Source organism: Bacillus cereus (assembly GCF_025917685.1).
In the GTDB taxonomy this organism is placed as follows: Bacteria; Bacillota; Bacilli; order Bacillales; family Bacillaceae_G; genus Bacillus_A; species Bacillus_A cereus_AT.
This window is the reverse complement of record NZ_CP089518.1, coordinates 4002257-4016790: the sequence shown is the minus strand read 5'-3', so window position 1 is coordinate 4016790 and position 14534 is coordinate 4002257. Positions and strand designations below refer to the sequence as shown.

Sequence of the window (14534 nt, the reverse complement as noted above, 5' to 3'; positions counted from 1 at the left end):
TACATGATTTCAGTAAACGATTTTCGTACAGGTTTAACAATCTCAGTGGACAATGCCCTTTGGCAAGTAATGGATTTCCAACACGTAAAGCCAGGTAAAGGTGCTGCATTCGTTCGCTCTAAACTACGTAACCTTCGCACAGGATCTGTTCAAGAGAAAACATTCCGTGCAGGTGAAAAAGTAGAAAAAGCACACATCGAAAACCGTCGTATGCAATACTTATACGCGAGTGGTGAGTCTCACGTATTTATGGATAACGGAACTTATGAGCAAATCGAACTTGGTGAAAACCAAATTGAGCGCGAATTAAAATTCCTAAAAGAAAACATGGAAGTATCTATTATGACATACCAAGATGAAGTACTTGGTGTTGAACTTCCGAATACTGTTGAATTAAAAGTGTCAGAGACAGAACCTGGTATTAAAGGTGACACAGCTTCTAACGTAACAAAACCAGCTACATTAGAAACTGGTCTTGTTGTACAAGTACCAATCTTCATTAACGAAGGCGAAATGCTTATCATCAACACTGGTGAAGGTAAATACGTTTCTCGTGCATAGTAGAAAAGCACTCGTGATTATCACGAGTGCTTTTTTTATAGAAAGTAGGGTAGATAGTAAATGGCAGTTATAACAAAACTAACTAAGACAAGTGAAAGAGTACCCGCGATATATGGAGTGAAAACGATTTGGAATGGTTTTATTTCACCAGTTTCAACACCAGTTAATGTCTTACTTACTGCGTGATCTGTAATGTTATTTCTATGGTTACTCATAATAATTAACCACGTAATTGCAAATATTGCTAAGCTGCCAAGGAAAAAACTCTCCATAAATGACCAAGAGACCATCTTTGAAAAAAGATAAATAATAGCTAATTCTACTACAATTGTTAAACTAATTTTCAATACCTTCATGTTTTCCCCCCTCATTTTGTACGTCCAGCCAATTTAAAAAATTCTTGCGTGATACGACATGTAGTGAGCAAGGTGACTTTACTTCTTTCTCAAGTGCAGCGTGTTCGCCGGGAAACTTGTTTTCCACATGCAATGAAATATAAGGTAGTTTCTCTTGCGCCTTTAAAGAGCGAATGTTAGTCGTTTTAGCACCCGCGAATACGTATGTGAGTTGTAAGTCTAGGAAAGCGACTTTGAAGATTTCTTTTTTAGCGGCCTCATTATAGCCTTTTCCCCAGTATGGATAGCCAATCCAACTACCAATATGAGATTGCTTCTTCTCATAATTAATATGTTTAAGTGTGGTGAGGCCAATTATTTCATTTTTTTCATTTACAATCATTCTGGATAAAGACTTCTTTTGGCGTTCTTCTTCTATTGCGAAAAGAAGAAACGCCTTCGTGTCTTCGATTTTTTCTACCTGTATCCCTAATGCATTTTTTACATGTGGATTGCTTGATAGCTCGAAAATCACATTTGCATAGCGAAAATCGAGTGGTAATAAAGTAACGTGCTGCATCGTCCATACTCCTTTTCTATTAAATATATCATAAAAAATAAGAATATTCAGATTCTAATAAGATCGGAATAGGAAAATTATGTTTTTACTTCTGAAATAGACAACCTCTGCATATGGTTGTACAAATATATTCTTTTTTAGAATAAGGAACTAGTAACCGTTATGGGAGAAGGTGAGAGAATGAAACAGTGGCTAGCGGCAATGGAAACATCCGTGCTTGTGATGGGATTACTTCGGTTGTTTTCAGGTAGCGCGGAAATATTCGCCGCTTTGCTTATGCTTTATGTGAATGATGCGAAGAAAGCATTGTTTATAAATGGTATGTTGGCGTTTGTTGGACCGACCGTATTAATTTTAACAATGACAATTGGCATAGCGAGTGTAGCAAGTGAAATTTCTTTCCTGAAACTCTTTTTTCTAGCGCTTGGAATTGGCTGCATTTTTATCGCGTTGTTGAAATAGTAAGTCGAGTATAGTGGGGAGAAGCTTATGAAAGAAGTATTAGAGGTATTACCGAAAACGATGAAACAGTTAGTTGAAGGTTGTAAGCAATACGATGCTCTAGAAGAAATTCGCGTTCGAATTGGAAGGCCGCTAGAGTGTATCGCACATGGAGAAGTGTTTTTTTATGACTATATCGCTACAGCGGAAGATGCACTCTACTTATTGAATAAATTAAGTCAATTTTCGATTTATACGATGGAAGAGGAATTGAAACGTGGATATGTGACACTACGAGGAGGACATAGAATTGGCCTAGCCGGAAAAGTCATTACAGAAAAAAGTGCGGTGAAAATGATTAGGGATGTCTCTTCTTTTAATATTCGTATTGCCCGTCAAAAAATAGGGATTGCTGAGCCGCTCCTGCCATATCTTTATGAATCACGATGGTTAAACACGATGGTAATTGGTCCACCGCAAACGGGGAAAACAACACTTTTAAGAGATGTAGCACGCTGTATGAGTCAAGGTGTGAGTGCTTCGAAAATTCCTTCATGTAAAGTGGGAATTGTGGATGAACGATCAGAAATTGCGGGCTGTGTGAAAGGGATCCCGCAATATGACTTTGGCACGCGAGTAGATGTATTAGATGCTTGTCCAAAAGCTGAAGGAATGATGATGATGATTCGTTCTATGAGTCCAGACATATTAATTGTAGATGAAATTGGACGTAAAGAAGATAGTGAAGCGATTATGGAGGCGGTGCATGCTGGCGTTCAGCTTTTTATAAGTGCACACGGATTTTCTTATGATGATGTTGTGAAACGTCCATCGTTACAGGCGGTGCTGGAACTTGGTGTATTTGATAGGTTTGTAGAATTGTCAAAAGCGAGAGGACCAGGAACGGTTATGCAAGTGAAAGACAGAGATGGAAAACCAGTATTACCTCATAGAAAGGCTCAAGGCGTATGGTGAAAATATTTGGTGCGGTATTAATAGTTGCGGTCAGTACCTTTTTCGGATTTTCATACGCTAAACGATACAGCGAGAGACCGCGGCAACTTAGATTATTGAAAGCGGCATTGCAATCATTAGAAGCGGAAATTATGTATGGGCACACGCCTTTATCTGAAGCGGCTGAGCGATTGGTTAAACAAATGCCGAAGCCATTAAATTGGATATTTCAAAGCTTTGCGAGGCGTCTAGAGAACGGAGAACAAACAGTTAGAGAGGCTTGGATCGATAGTTTGAAAGAGAACTGGACATTAACGGCGTTTAAACAAACCGAGTATGAAATACTGCAACAATTTGGTGAAACACTTGGACAACATGATCGTGAATCACAACAAAAACATATTCGGTTATGTATTACACATTTGGAGAGAGAAGAAGGAGAAGCAAAAGCTTTACAACTACAATACGAAAAAATGATAAAGAGTTTAGGAGTGCTAGCAGGGCTACTTATCGTAATTTTACTGCTATAGGGGGGAGAAAGGCGATGTCCATTGATGTTGGATTAATATTTCAAATCGCCGGAATCGGCATTGTTTTAGCTTTCATTCATACCGTACTAAAAGAATTAAAGCGAGAGGATATTGCAAATTGGGTTATCCTTGTCGGTTTTGTCGTTATTTTATTTCATGTTGCATTTTTAATTAATACTCTGTTCGACAAGATTAAAAGTGTCTTTCTCTTCCAGTAAAGGAGGCGGTTCGAATCGAAATTATACAAATTGTCGGATTAGGCCTCGTTGCTACGTTTTTAGCCGCTGTTTTAAATCAGCATAAATCTAGTATTACATCGTTATTTATTGTGTTCGTTGGTAGCGTAATGTTTCTTCTCTTAATCGATCAAATTCATTCTATCTTGCAAATGATTGAGAGAGTGGCGAGTGAAGCAAAGGTTAGCAACGTATATGTAGAAACATTATTGAAAATTATAGGGATTGCTTATATCGCTGAGTTTGGTGCACAAATTACAAAAGATGCTGGTCAAGGTGCAATCGCCTCGAAAATTGAATTAGCTGGAAAAATTTTGATTCTCGTTATGGCAATTCCCATTTTGACGGTTGTAATTGAAACAATTCTCGGATTTTTACCTACGGGATAAGGGGGAGTGAATGTTGAGGAAGTTCGGAGCTAAGCTGCTATTTGCTTGCTTCCTTTTCTTTTCTTTACCGATTGTTGTACAAGCTTCTCCTATAGAAACAAACGTCGTTGATCAACAATTGGATAAGCTCGGAATTGAAGATGTGAAGCAATTTTGGGACGGGCTTGTTACAAAGTACGGAGGCTATTTACCAGAGAGTCAAAAAGGAAGCTTTATGGAGTTTGTAAAGGGAGAAAAAGAGTTCTCCATAAAAGAGTGGATGATAGGTCTATTAAAATATTTATTTCACGAGCTTGTTGCAAATGGAAAGTTACTTGGAACGCTCATTATGCTTACGATTTTCAGTGCATTGTTGCAATCACTACAATCTTCTTTTTCAAAGAGTAGTGTAAGTAAAATTGCGGATGCAGTCGTATACATGGTACTTATTATTTTCGCTTTAAATAGTTTTTATGTTGTTATGACATATGCAAGAGAGACGATACAAACAATGGTAGATTTCATACTAGCATTATTACCAATTTTACTTGCACTCATTGCAACCGGTGGCGGTGTCGTGTCTGTAGCGTTTTTTCATCCAATCATCATTTTCTTAATGAACACGAGTGGTCTTCTTATGAATTATATTGTTCTACCACTTTTATTACTTGCAACTATATTAAGTATTGTAAGTACGATGAGTGATCAATATAAAGTTACGAAATTGTCCAAGCTTTTGCAAAACGTTAGTGTTGGGATTATGGGTATCTTTTTGACGGTTTTTTTAGGGGTATTATCTGTACAAGGAACCGCTTCAGCCGTTGCTGATGGCATAGCTGTGAAAACTGCTAAATTTGTAACAGGAAACTTCATTCCTGTAGTAGGAAGGATGTTTACTGAGGCAGCGGATACCGTTATTAGTGCATCTGGATTATTAAAAAACACAGTCGGGATTATCGGGCTCGTCATTCTGTGCTTAATTGTCGCTTTTCCAGCGATTCAAATATTTTGTATCGCATTTATTTATAAATTCGCAGCGGCAGTATTGCAACCAGTTGGCGGAGGCGCAATTATTCAATGTTTAGATATTATCGGACGAAGTATCATTTACGTATTTGCTTGTTTAGCTATCGTGTCGTTTATGTTCTTTTTAAGTATCACGATTATTATTGCTGCGGGGAACATTACGCTCATGATGCGATAGGAGGTGAAGAGTATGCAATTTGTTACAGAGTGGATTAGAAATATTATCGTTTTTTTACTCTTAGCGACAATGCTTCATCTTATTCTTCCGAATTCAAATTTACAAAAGTACGTTAAATTCGTTGTAAGTCTATTGTTAGTTGTATTAATTTTAACGCCTCTATTTAAGTTGTTACAAACAGATGTAAATGAAGTTATCGCAAATTTCAATGAAGAAAAGTACGTAGCAGATGGATCGGTAAAAAATTCGATAGATTCGAAGAAAAAAGAAATACAAGCTCTAACACGTGCATATAGTTTAGAAGAGATGGCTACCAAAATGAAAAAAGACGTAGGAAAAGAGTTTGAGAAAAAGTATGGTATGACAGTCTCTGAAATACAAATAGTCGCAGTGAAACATGCAGGGGAAGTAAAGTCAGCGAAAGATATTCAATCTGTTGTTGTGACGTTGAAAGAAAAAGAACGTAGTAAAAATGATGCAATTGAAACAGTAAAGCCAGTTGAAATTAATACGAAAGAACCTCCAAAAAAAATAGAAGAAACGAATGTAGAAATGAAAGGTTTCTTTTCAAGCAGGTGGCAACTAGAGGATAAACAAATCCAAGTTCAAATGGAAGGGAGGACAGGTAGAGTAAATGGACAATAAAGATAAAAATTCGAAGTTCTCATTTTTCCGCAACTTATTAAATGGGGATGAAAAAGAAAGTAATGAGAAGGGAAAAAAGGTAACACCTAAGTTTTTACTTGTCCTACTTATACTTGGGATTTTGCTTATGTTTTCTAGTAAGTTCTTTTCAGGAAAAGAAGAAGTACCTGTGTTTAAAGAACAAAAAACTCAAAACCAAGAAAAGGACGTAGCAACTTTCGGACAAAAAAATAACGATAATATGTCAAATGTAGAAAAATATGAAAAAGCGTATGAGCAAGAATTGAAAGCTTCTTTAGAAGAGATAGCGGGAGTAAAAGATGTAACGATTAAAGTAAACTTAGATTCATCTGAAGAAAAAATACTAGAGAAAAATACAGTAAAGCGTTCACAAACAACAGGTGAAACTGATAAAACAGGTGGGAAAAGAGAAGTAGAGGACGAGTCTCTTGATGAAAAAACAGTCATTATACGTGAAGGGGATAAAGAAACTCCAATTGTTTTACGAACAGAGAAACCGAAAGTACGAGGTGTTCTTGTCGTAGCAAAGGGAGTGGATAATATACAAATAAAAGCAATGGTAAAAGAGGCTGTGACGCGATTGTTAGATGTGCCAGCTCATCGCGTTTCAGTATCACCGAAAAATTGATAGGGAGGAAATAAAGTGTTAAAAAAACAAACAGTTTGGCTATTAACGATGTTAAGTTTAGTTGTTGTACTATCTGTTTATTACGTGACAACTCCTGAGAATAAAAATACTGCAGCACCAACAGTGGGTGAAAAGATGGGACAAGAAAAACAAGGTGCTGACAAAGCAGTCACAAAAGAAACAACGAAAGAAACTACAAATAAAGAAACAACAAAAGAAAATACAAGTAAGGAAACTACAAATAAAGAAACAGACAAAAAAGAGAATGCTAAAAAAGAGACAAGTAAAAAGGATGCTAACGTATCAGTTCAATCAAGCGATGAGAATTTCACAGCTTTACGTATGCAAATGGAAGATCAGCGTAGTGCAGAGAAAGAAAAATTACAAGGTGTAATGAATTCATCAAAATCTTCAGCAGAAGAAAAGAGTAAAGCGAAAGATAATCTAGATGCAATCACTACAATGGAAACGAAGCAAGAATTACTTGAAACAGTGATTAAGTCTCAAGGTGGATATAAAGACGCTCTTGTAAGAGCTGATGGAACTGACATTAGAGTGACAGTTAAAGCGGCAAAGCATTCACAAAAAGAAGCGAATAAAATTATTCAGCTTGTAAGAAGTGAAGGTGGTTCAAAAGATGTAGGTGTGAAATTTGACCCATCAGTAAAATAAATTGAAATTATAATAGGTGTTGCTGTTTCAAATGAGATAAAAGAATAATAGAAAAAGCTATCGATTTCGATAGCTTTTTTCTATTTCATCTTTGTTGTTGTATTTAGTCTTTTCAATTGGAAACGGGGAAATACGCTGTGAGTAAAAGATTAATGGTTCATGATAATGGTGATTACTTTTTCCAGATTTGACGTGGATGAAGAGGACCAATGCCCAAATCACTACGGCAGGTAAGAATAGAATGAGCCATATCATATGTCCACACCTCACTACAATAAATTTTATACACTTTGAACATACTATTCTTATATGAAGGAAGAATGAACGGCACGTAAACAAAAAAATAATATTTGGTAAAAATATGTTTTTTATCTTAGAAAAAAGAAGAGTGGTTAGGGAATTACGTGTTTACAATGTGAAGTTTTGAAAAAGTGAAAAATGTTTTTTTAGGAAGTGGTCTTGCCAATTTTGTGTGAAACTTGGTATTATTACTAGGTAATAATTTTTTAGTGGAATAATATTTTTACAGGAGTTTCGATTTATTACAAAGAAATATAAATTGGAATGTTTAAAAAATTTATCGTAAGATGGGAATAGTAAATATTTCTATTAGTAAATGAAATAAATTTTCTAATAGAATACATCGTATTTTTACAGTCAATCTAGTTTTAGTGATGAGAATCTGTAAAAACGGGACAAACAAGAGTATGGGAGTGGATTTTACATGTTTAAAATTCAAGAAGTTCGTGAATTAATTAAATTAATTGATAGCTCTAATATTGATGAATTTGAATACAAAAAAGACGGTACAACAATTAAAATGAAAAAACGTGGTAATGAAGTAGTTACTGTGCAAGCACCCGTAACGAAACAAGTCATGCAACCAGCAGCACCTGTTGAAGTAGAAACAACAGTAGCGGCAGCACAAGTAGAAGTGCCAAAACAAGAAGAGAAGACAGCTGTTCAAAATGAAAACCTACATAAAATCACATCACCGATGGTAGGAACATTTTATTCCTCTTCTTCGCCTGATACACCTCAATATGTAAGTGTTGGGGACAAAGTATCGAAAGATTCTATCGTATGTATTGTTGAAGCTATGAAATTATTTAACGAAATTGACGCAGATGTAGAGGGCGAAATTGTTGAAATTCTTGTTAATAACGGACAGCTTGTTGAGTATGGACAACCGCTATTTCTTGTAAAAGCGTAATAAGGGAGTCTTTGTGATGATAAAAAAAGTATTAATAGCCAATCGTGGGGAAATTGCTGTACGAATTGTTCGAGCTTGTAAAGAAATGGATATTGAAACAGTTGCAATTTATTCAGAAGCAGACAAAGAGTCACTTCATGTGCAAATTGCAGATGAAGCGTATTGTGTTGGACCAACGATTTCGAAAGAAAGCTATTTAAATTTGACGAACATTATTAGTGTTGCGAAATTAACAGGTTGTGATGCAATTCATCCGGGATATGGATTTTTAGCAGAGAATGCGGATTTTGCAGAATTGTGCCGTGAGTGTAACTTGATTTTTATCGGTCCAAGCCCAGAAGCTATTTCAAAGATGGGCACAAAAGACGTTGCACGTGATACAATGAAAGAAGCAGGGGTTCCGATTGTACCAGGTTCACAAGGGATTATTAAAAATACCGAAGAAGCGATCGAGCTTGCTAATCAAATTGGATATCCAGTTATTATTAAAGCGACTGCAGGTGGCGGCGGAAAAGGTATTCGTGTTGCTCGCCATGAAGAAGAGCTTGTAAAAGGAATTCAAATTACACAGCAAGAAGCTAGTACCGCTTTTGGGAACCCTGGTGTATACTTAGAAAAGTACGTTGAAGATTTCCGCCATGTTGAGATTCAAATAATGGCAGATACACATGGAAATGCCATTCATTTGGGAGAGCGTGATTGTACAATTCAGCGCCGTTTGCAAAAACTATTAGAAGAAAGTCCATCACCTGCACTTGATGAAAATATTCGTCAGCAAATGGGTGACGCAGCAGTTAAAGCAGCGGTAGCGGTTGATTATACAGGTGCTGGTACGGTTGAGTTTATTTATGAATATAAAACGAAAAGCTTTTATTTCATGGAGATGAATACGAGAATTCAAGTTGAGCATCCAGTTACAGAAATGGTAACAGGGATGGATTTAATTAAAGAACAAATTCGTGTTGCTTCTGGAGAAAAGTTATCGTTACAGCAAGAAGAAGTACAATTTAATGGCTGGGCAATTGAATGTCGAATTAATGCGGAAAACCCTGCCAAAAAATTTATGCCATCTCCAGGTAAAGTAGAAATGTACTTGCCACCAGGCGGATTTGGTATTCGCGTCGATTCAGCTGTATATCCGGGATATTCAATTCCACCTTTCTATGATTCGATGGTTGCTAAATTAATTGTTCACGGAAAAACACGTGAAGAGGCAATTGCAAAAATGAAGCGAGCACTCAGTGAGTTTGTCATTGAAGGCGTACATACAACAATCCCGTTCCATTTGCAATTGCTAGATCATCCTGATTTTGTAAAAGGTGAGTTTAACACGAAATTTTTGGAAGAGCATGAACTTGTGACGCAGTGATACATTAAAGGAGGTTTTTTTCATGGCTGAACATATGTTAGATATGGGTCAAGATACAACTCTTGGAAAAGTAGAAATTGCACCAGAAGTAATCGAAGTAATTGCAGGTATTGCAGCTGCTGAAGTAGAAGGTGTAGCGGCAATGCGTGGTAATTTTGCTACAGATGTTGTTGAGAAGTTAGGTAAGAAAAATCACGGTAAAGGTGTAAAGGTTGAGCTAGCAAACGAAGATATTATTGTTGACCTTTATGTTGTTATGTATTTTGGTGTAGCAATTCCAGTTGTTGCACAAAAAATTCAAGACAATATACGCCAGGCACTCTTTACAATGACAGGACTTGAGCCAAAAGAAGTGAATGTTCACATCGTTGGCGTAACATTCGAAACACAAAAAACAGAAATCGAACCAGTGTAAGAGTGAAAAAGGTGCCTAGTAACATAGGTGCCTTTTTTATCGTTTCATTTCTTCACAAATTAAAAACCTCTAAATTATTATACTATTTCAAAAAATAAGAAACATAAAAGAGAATGTTTCATTTTTCCAAAAAACGTACATTGTGATAAGATATGGAACTTGAAGTTAATCTTTTTATTATTTTTCAGCCTTGTACCCCGTGTGTGAAACGATAAATTGTGTTATTATCATTGTATTATAAGGTTGGAAAATCAATGAAAACTACAAGAGTAAGTGAATTGACGGCTTATAAATTATAATAATATAACAAAGCATAAGGAAAGACTTGAAGTATAAAGGAGAGTTACAATGAAACGTAGGACGGCTAGAGAAAGAGCTATGCAAGCATTATACCAAATGGATATTACAGGTGAATTAGAACCGAAAGTAGCGGTGGAAAATACGCTAGATGAAGGTGAAGAAACAAATGAGTTTCTAGAATCACTTGTTGTAGGATTTGTAGACAACAAAGAAGAGATTGACGCAGCAATTCGTCAAAATTTAAAGAAGTGGAAGCTTGAGCGTATTAGTATTGTTGATCGCAGTATTTTACGTGTAGCTGTGTATGAAATGAAATACATGGAAGAAATTCCACACAATGTAACAATTAACGAAGCGATTGAAATTGCAAAAACATTTGGGGATGAGGAATCTCGTCGTTTTATTAACGGCGTTTTATCTAATATAAAAGATACACTGTAATTTCTTTAAGGGGGAATCTTAAAATGGTAGCAGTAATCATCAAAGGAAATGAAGTTGCGGAGAAAAAACGAGCACAATTGAAAGAAGAAGTTGTGAAGTTAAAAGAGCAAGGGATTGTACCAGGATTAGCAGTTATTTTAGTTGGAGAAGACCCAGCATCGCGTTCTTATGTAAAAGGAAAAGAAAAGGGCTGTGAGCAAGTAGGAATTTATTCAGAGCTAATTGAACTTCCTGAAACGATTACTGAGGAGCGTTTGCTTGCTGAAATCGATCGCTTAAATGGAGACGACCGTATTAATGGCATATTAGTACAATTACCTTTACCAAAACATATTGAAGAAAAAGCTATCATTGAAAGAATTTCACCTGAAAAGGATGTAGATGGATTTCACCCAATCAGCGTTGGACGTATGATGACGGGACAAGATACATTCCTTCCATGTACACCGCACGGTATTGTGGAATTAGTAAAAGAAACAAATCTTGATATTTCTGGAAAACATGTTGTTGTAATCGGAAGAAGTAATATTGTTGGTAAACCGGTGGGACAACTGTTTTTAAATGAAAATGCAACTGTCACATATTGTCATTCAAAGACGCAAAATATAAAAGAATTATCGAAGTTAGCTGATATTTTAATCGTAGCTGTTGGAAGAGCGAAAATGGTAACAGCTGATTATATTAAAGAAGGTGCAGTTGTAATTGATGTTGGTGTTAACCGTTTAGAAACAGGCAAACTTTGTGGTGATGTTGATTTTGACAATGTATTAGACGTTGCAGGATACATTACACCTGTACCAAAAGGAGTCGGTCCAATGACTATTACAATGCTTCTTCACAACACTGTTGAGTCCGCAAAGCGTGCAGGTGTTGTTTGTAAATAAGTTGAATCGGCTATGAGGAGAGAGCAATGGAGAAACAATATTTAACCGTTACAGCATTAACACGCTATATTAAAACAAAAATAGAGTATGATCCGCATTTGCAGTCTGTTTGGTTAAAAGGAGAAATTTCCAACTTTAAATATCATAGTCGTGGTCATATGTATTTTACATTGAAAGATGAAAATGCAAGAATTGCAGCGGTTATGTTTGCGGGTCATAATCGTAACATTAAATTCAGACCGGAAAATGGAATGAAAGTACTTGTAAAAGGAAAGATTTCTGTTTACGAGGCGAGTGGTTCTTATCAAATTTATATTCAAGACATGCAGCCTGATGGAATTGGAAACTTGCATTTAGCTTATGAGCAGTTAAAAGTTCGTTTAGAGGAAGAGGGGTTGTTTTCTCAAGTTTATAAAAAAATAATTCCTCCGTATGCTAAAACAATAGGTGTAATCACGTCGCCAACAGGAGCAGCAATTCGTGATATTATTACAACGATTAAACGTCGTTACCCAATTGGGAATGTTATTGTGTTTCCAGTACTTGTACAAGGGGAGTCAGCAGCTCCCTCGATTGTACAAGCGATTCGTACAGCGAATGAAATGGGAGATATTGACGTTTTAATTGTTGGACGTGGTGGAGGCTCTATTGAAGAATTATGGGCCTTTAATGAGGAAGTAGTTGCAAGAGCAATTTTTACAAGTGAGATTCCGATTATTTCGGCTGTAGGCCATGAAACAGATTTTACAATCGCAGATTTTGTCGCGGATTTACGTGCACCAACACCGACTGCAGCAGCTGAGCTGGCGGTACCTAATATTATAGAGTTACAAGAAAAGGTATTACAAAGAACTCTGAGATTGCAAAGAGCAATGAGAGAGAGAGTACATAAAAAAGAAGAAAAACTGCAAGTGTTACAAAAATCTTATGCGTTCCGTTATCCAAGGCAAGTGTATGAACAAAAAGAAGAGCAGTTAGACAGGGCTCTTGAACAACTTGTTTTAGCGAAAGAGCGTTATATAGATAAAAAAGTAAATCAATTAAAGCAACTTTCATTTTATTTAGAAAAGCACCACCCATCTCAAAAAATTATACAAACGAAAACGGCAATTGAAACGTTGCAAAAGCAGTTGCAACGTGAAATGCAAACATTACTTCAAACGAAGGAGTTCGTATTTGTGAGAGCGGCTCAAAAGCTTGAGGTATTAAGCCCGCTTAAAGTAATGATGAGAGGGTATGGGCTTGTATACGATGAAGAGAAACAAGTATTAAAAAGCGTGAAAGATGTTAGCCTTGGAGATGCTGTTTCAGTTCAATTACAAGATGGAATACTAGATTGTAGCGTATCAAGCATAGAGGAGCGTGAATTGAATAATGGAAAATAAGTTAAGCTTTGAAGAAGCGATTTCGCAGCTTGAGCACCTCGTTTCTAAGCTTGAACAAGGTGATGTACCTTTAGAGGAAGCGATTTCTTATTTTAAAGAAGGCATGGAATTATCTAAGCTTTGTGATGAGAAATTGAAAGATGTACAAGAACAAATGGCAGTTATCCTTGGGGAAGATGGAGAGCTTAAACCGTTTACTGCTTTAGGAGATGAAGCATAGTGACACATATAGCTTTTGATGCTTTTTTGAAAGAGAGTAAAACTTTCGTAGAAGAAAAGCTTGTAAGCTATGCAAATGAATTACAATGTCCAAATGTGCTTCGTGAAGCGATGGCATATTCTTTGGAAGCGGGTGGGAAACGTCTCCGCCCGTTACTTTTATTTGCAACGTTACAAGCGTTTGGGAAAGAAAAAAATCTTGGAGTGGGTGCAGCTTGTGCCCTTGAAATGATTCATACATATTCGTTAATTCATGATGATTTACCTTGTATGGATGATGATGATCTAAGACGAGGAAAGCCTACAAATCATAAAGTATTTGGTGAAGCAATGGCAGTTTTAGCAGGAGATGGTTTGTTAACATATGCTTTTCAAGTCATTATGGCATATGAGCATAAAGAAATCTCTGCTGAAAAGAAAGTAAGACTTGTACTTGAGCTTGCGAAAGCAGCAGGACCTGAAGGAATGGTTGCTGGACAAGTGGCAGATATGGAAGCTGAAGGAAAACGACTTACAATTAATGAATTAGAGTACATCCATAAGCATAAAACAGGTAAACTGCTTGAGTTTGCTGTACTTGCAGGAGCGATACTTTCTGATGCTACAGAAGAGCAGGAAGAGAAGTTACTTGCATTTGCGAAATATATCGGTCTAGCTTTCCAAATTAGAGATGATATTTTGGATGTAGAAGGCATCGAAGAAGAGATTGGAAAACCGATTGGTAGTGATGTTTCTAATGAAAAGAGTACATATACGACGTTATTTACTGTAGATAGAGCAAAATCTATTTTAGAGGAAAAAATTGCAAAAGCAAAAGATTCTATTAGCTCCTTGCAATTACAAGATGAATATTTACTATCTATTTGTGATTTGATCGCAAAACGTAATAACTAATATAACAGCGTTTTCATTTGTTGAGTCATTCATCATTTTATGATATAAATGTAGGAAAAGGTTTTTCTTTTCTTGTTATTGGCAAAAATATATGTAGATTACATTGCCGTTATCACTTCGTGTTAGCGGCTATTTTTTTCATCGCGTAAAGAAATATGATGTATAATATGATAAGTGAAAAAAATGGAAGTGTTTTCTGAAAGCAGGACAAGATAAAAAGAATAGAAAGAGAATTTCTT

The 14534-nt window shown here is 36.3% G+C and carries 21 protein-coding genes; 18 read left to right on the top strand and 3 right to left on the bottom strand.

From position 1 onward, the window contains the following. Nucleotides 1–3: 3 nt before the first annotated feature. The gene (gene efp, locus LUS72_RS20810) at nucleotides 4–561 is read left to right on the top strand and encodes an elongation factor P (RefSeq protein WP_000626521.1); all 558 of its coding nucleotides are present in this window, start codon (nucleotides 4–6) and stop codon (nucleotides 559–561) included. A gap of 35 nt (nucleotides 562–596) precedes the next feature. On the opposite strand, the gene LUS72_RS20805 is transcribed toward efp, so the two are convergent. Both LUS72_RS20805 and LUS72_RS20800 read right to left on the bottom strand, forming a co-directional pair. Continuing rightward, nucleotides 597–917, bottom strand: a complete 321-nt coding sequence (locus tag LUS72_RS20805) for a hypothetical protein (RefSeq protein WP_097830726.1) — start codon at nucleotides 915–917, stop codon at nucleotides 597–599. Further along, complete coding sequence (locus tag LUS72_RS20800; RefSeq protein ID WP_097830727.1) at nucleotides 898–1476, bottom strand: GNAT family N-acetyltransferase; 579 nt, start codon at nucleotides 1474–1476, stop codon at nucleotides 898–900. Before LUS72_RS20800 ends, LUS72_RS20805 begins: the two co-directional genes overlap by 20 nt. A 180-nt stretch (nucleotides 1477–1656) precedes the next feature. Here LUS72_RS20800 and LUS72_RS20795 point away from each other — a divergent pair, with 180 nt between their 5' ends. The 9 genes from LUS72_RS20795 to LUS72_RS20755 are packed head-to-tail and all read left to right on the top strand — an operon-like array spanning nucleotide 1657 to nucleotide 7175. Continuing rightward, nucleotides 1657–1938, top strand: a complete 282-nt coding sequence (locus tag LUS72_RS20795) for a YqhV family protein (RefSeq protein ID WP_000816054.1) — start codon at nucleotides 1657–1659, stop codon at nucleotides 1936–1938. A 27-nt stretch (nucleotides 1939–1965) separates the two neighbouring features. Then, nucleotides 1966–2892 (top strand): stage III sporulation protein AA, encoded by a 927-nt coding sequence (gene spoIIIAA / locus LUS72_RS20790; RefSeq protein ID WP_097830728.1) that lies wholly within the window; start codon nucleotides 1966–1968, stop codon nucleotides 2890–2892. Continuing rightward, nucleotides 2886–3401, top strand: coding sequence for a stage III sporulation protein SpoIIIAB (gene spoIIIAB, locus LUS72_RS20785; RefSeq protein WP_002122444.1), 516 nt, complete (start codon nucleotides 2886–2888; stop codon nucleotides 3399–3401). The genes spoIIIAA and spoIIIAB overlap by 7 nt, the downstream gene beginning before the upstream one ends. Before the next feature lie 14 nt (nucleotides 3402–3415). Further along, nucleotides 3416–3619 carry a stage III sporulation protein AC gene (gene spoIIIAC / locus LUS72_RS20780; protein ID WP_000020914.1) on the top strand — a complete coding sequence of 68 codons (204 nt, stop codon included), beginning with the start codon at nucleotides 3416–3418 and terminating at the stop codon, nucleotides 3617–3619. Between the two features lie 23 nt (nucleotides 3620–3642). After that, on the top strand, nucleotides 3643–4026 hold the full coding sequence (gene spoIIIAD / locus LUS72_RS20775; RefSeq protein WP_079998460.1) for a stage III sporulation protein AD: 384 nt from the start codon (nucleotides 3643–3645) through the stop codon (nucleotides 4024–4026). A gap of 10 nt (nucleotides 4027–4036) precedes the next feature. Beyond that, nucleotides 4037–5209 carry a stage III sporulation protein AE gene (gene spoIIIAE, locus LUS72_RS20770; RefSeq protein ID WP_071747085.1) on the top strand — a complete coding sequence of 391 codons (1173 nt, stop codon included), beginning with the start codon at nucleotides 4037–4039 and terminating at the stop codon, nucleotides 5207–5209. 12 nt (nucleotides 5210–5221) lie between these two features. Then, a complete protein-coding gene (spoIIIAF, locus tag LUS72_RS20765; RefSeq protein WP_097830729.1) occupies nucleotides 5222–5854 on the top strand; it encodes a stage III sporulation protein AF in 633 nt (210 codons plus the stop codon). Further along, the gene (gene spoIIIAG, locus LUS72_RS20760) at nucleotides 5844–6503 is read left to right on the top strand and encodes a stage III sporulation protein AG (protein ID WP_097830730.1); all 660 of its coding nucleotides are present in this window, start codon (nucleotides 5844–5846) and stop codon (nucleotides 6501–6503) included. The genes spoIIIAF and spoIIIAG overlap by 11 nt, the downstream gene beginning before the upstream one ends. 15 nt (nucleotides 6504–6518) lie before the next feature. Then, on the top strand, nucleotides 6519–7175 hold the full coding sequence (locus tag LUS72_RS20755) for a SpoIIIAH-like family protein (protein ID WP_097830731.1): 657 nt from the start codon (nucleotides 6519–6521) through the stop codon (nucleotides 7173–7175). Nucleotides 7176–7232: 57 nt separating this feature from the next. Here LUS72_RS20755 and LUS72_RS20750 read toward each other — a convergent pair whose 3' ends face one another. Then, complete coding sequence (locus LUS72_RS20750) at nucleotides 7233–7430, bottom strand: hypothetical protein (RefSeq protein WP_002094415.1); 198 nt, start codon at nucleotides 7428–7430, stop codon at nucleotides 7233–7235. A gap of 469 nt (nucleotides 7431–7899) precedes the next feature. Here LUS72_RS20750 and accB point away from each other — a divergent pair, with 469 nt between their 5' ends. From accB to ispA, 8 genes are all read left to right on the top strand, one after another. Then, on the top strand, nucleotides 7900–8388 hold the full coding sequence (accB, locus tag LUS72_RS20745) for an acetyl-CoA carboxylase biotin carboxyl carrier protein (RefSeq protein WP_000472877.1): 489 nt from the start codon (nucleotides 7900–7902) through the stop codon (nucleotides 8386–8388). Nucleotides 8389–8404: 16 nt separating this feature from the next. Next, nucleotides 8405–9757, top strand: a complete 1353-nt coding sequence (gene accC, locus LUS72_RS20740; protein ID WP_071747080.1) for an acetyl-CoA carboxylase biotin carboxylase subunit — start codon at nucleotides 8405–8407, stop codon at nucleotides 9755–9757. Between the two features lie 22 nt (nucleotides 9758–9779). Further along, entirely contained in the window at nucleotides 9780–10172 is a 393-nt protein-coding gene (locus LUS72_RS20735; RefSeq protein WP_000807630.1) for an Asp23/Gls24 family envelope stress response protein, read from the top strand. Nucleotides 10173–10520: 348 nt separating this feature from the next. Further along, nucleotides 10521–10913 carry a N utilization substance protein NusB gene (nusB, locus tag LUS72_RS20730; RefSeq protein WP_000830246.1) on the top strand — a complete coding sequence of 131 codons (393 nt, stop codon included), beginning with the start codon at nucleotides 10521–10523 and terminating at the stop codon, nucleotides 10911–10913. A 23-nt stretch (nucleotides 10914–10936) separates the two neighbouring features. Continuing rightward, entirely contained in the window at nucleotides 10937–11797 is an 861-nt protein-coding gene (gene folD, locus LUS72_RS20725) for a bifunctional methylenetetrahydrofolate dehydrogenase/methenyltetrahydrofolate cyclohydrolase FolD (RefSeq protein ID WP_071718655.1), read from the top strand. A 26-nt stretch (nucleotides 11798–11823) separates the two neighbouring features. Beyond that, on the top strand, nucleotides 11824–13182 hold the full coding sequence (gene xseA, locus LUS72_RS20720) for an exodeoxyribonuclease VII large subunit (RefSeq protein WP_097830732.1): 1359 nt from the start codon (nucleotides 11824–11826) through the stop codon (nucleotides 13180–13182). Then, complete coding sequence (gene xseB / locus LUS72_RS20715) at nucleotides 13172–13402, top strand: exodeoxyribonuclease VII small subunit (protein WP_000428422.1); 231 nt, start codon at nucleotides 13172–13174, stop codon at nucleotides 13400–13402. Before xseA ends, xseB begins: the two co-directional genes overlap by 11 nt. Further along, on the top strand, nucleotides 13402–14295 hold the full coding sequence (ispA, locus tag LUS72_RS20710) for a (2E,6E)-farnesyl diphosphate synthase (RefSeq protein ID WP_097830733.1): 894 nt from the start codon (nucleotides 13402–13404) through the stop codon (nucleotides 14293–14295). Before xseB ends, ispA begins: the two co-directional genes overlap by 1 nt. The last annotated feature ends 239 nt before the right edge of the window (nucleotides 14296–14534 follow it).

Coding starts and splice junctions, on each gene's coding strand:
- folD (WP_071718655.1), top strand. CDS start 10,937: ATGGTAGCAGTAATCATCAAAGGAAATGAAGTTGCGGAGAAAAAACGA.
- efp (WP_000626521.1), top strand. CDS start 4: ATGATTTCAGTAAACGATTTTCGTACAGGTTTAACAATCTCAGTGGAC.
- accB (WP_000472877.1), top strand. CDS start 7,900: ATGTTTAAAATTCAAGAAGTTCGTGAATTAATTAAATTAATTGATAGC.
- spoIIIAB (WP_002122444.1), top strand. CDS start 2,886: ATGGTGAAAATATTTGGTGCGGTATTAATAGTTGCGGTCAGTACCTTT.
- LUS72_RS20795 (WP_000816054.1), top strand. CDS start 1,657: ATGAAACAGTGGCTAGCGGCAATGGAAACATCCGTGCTTGTGATGGGA.
- nusB (WP_000830246.1), top strand. CDS start 10,521: ATGAAACGTAGGACGGCTAGAGAAAGAGCTATGCAAGCATTATACCAA.
- accC (WP_071747080.1), top strand. CDS start 8,405: ATGATAAAAAAAGTATTAATAGCCAATCGTGGGGAAATTGCTGTACGA.
- spoIIIAF (WP_097830729.1), top strand. CDS start 5,222: ATGCAATTTGTTACAGAGTGGATTAGAAATATTATCGTTTTTTTACTC.
- xseB (WP_000428422.1), top strand. CDS start 13,172: ATGGAAAATAAGTTAAGCTTTGAAGAAGCGATTTCGCAGCTTGAGCAC.
- spoIIIAC (WP_000020914.1), top strand. CDS start 3,416: ATGTCCATTGATGTTGGATTAATATTTCAAATCGCCGGAATCGGCATT.
- LUS72_RS20735 (WP_000807630.1), top strand. CDS start 9,780: ATGGCTGAACATATGTTAGATATGGGTCAAGATACAACTCTTGGAAAA.
- LUS72_RS20800 (WP_097830727.1), bottom strand. CDS start 1,476: ATGCAGCACGTTACTTTATTACCACTCGATTTTCGCTATGCAAATGTG.
- LUS72_RS20805 (WP_097830726.1), bottom strand. CDS start 917: ATGAAGGTATTGAAAATTAGTTTAACAATTGTAGTAGAATTAGCTATT.
- spoIIIAA (WP_097830728.1), top strand. CDS start 1,966: ATGAAAGAAGTATTAGAGGTATTACCGAAAACGATGAAACAGTTAGTT.
- xseA (WP_097830732.1), top strand. CDS start 11,824: ATGGAGAAACAATATTTAACCGTTACAGCATTAACACGCTATATTAAA.
- spoIIIAG (WP_097830730.1), top strand. CDS start 5,844: ATGGACAATAAAGATAAAAATTCGAAGTTCTCATTTTTCCGCAACTTA.
- spoIIIAE (WP_071747085.1), top strand. CDS start 4,037: ATGTTGAGGAAGTTCGGAGCTAAGCTGCTATTTGCTTGCTTCCTTTTC.
- LUS72_RS20750 (WP_002094415.1), bottom strand. CDS start 7,430: ATGATATGGCTCATTCTATTCTTACCTGCCGTAGTGATTTGGGCATTG.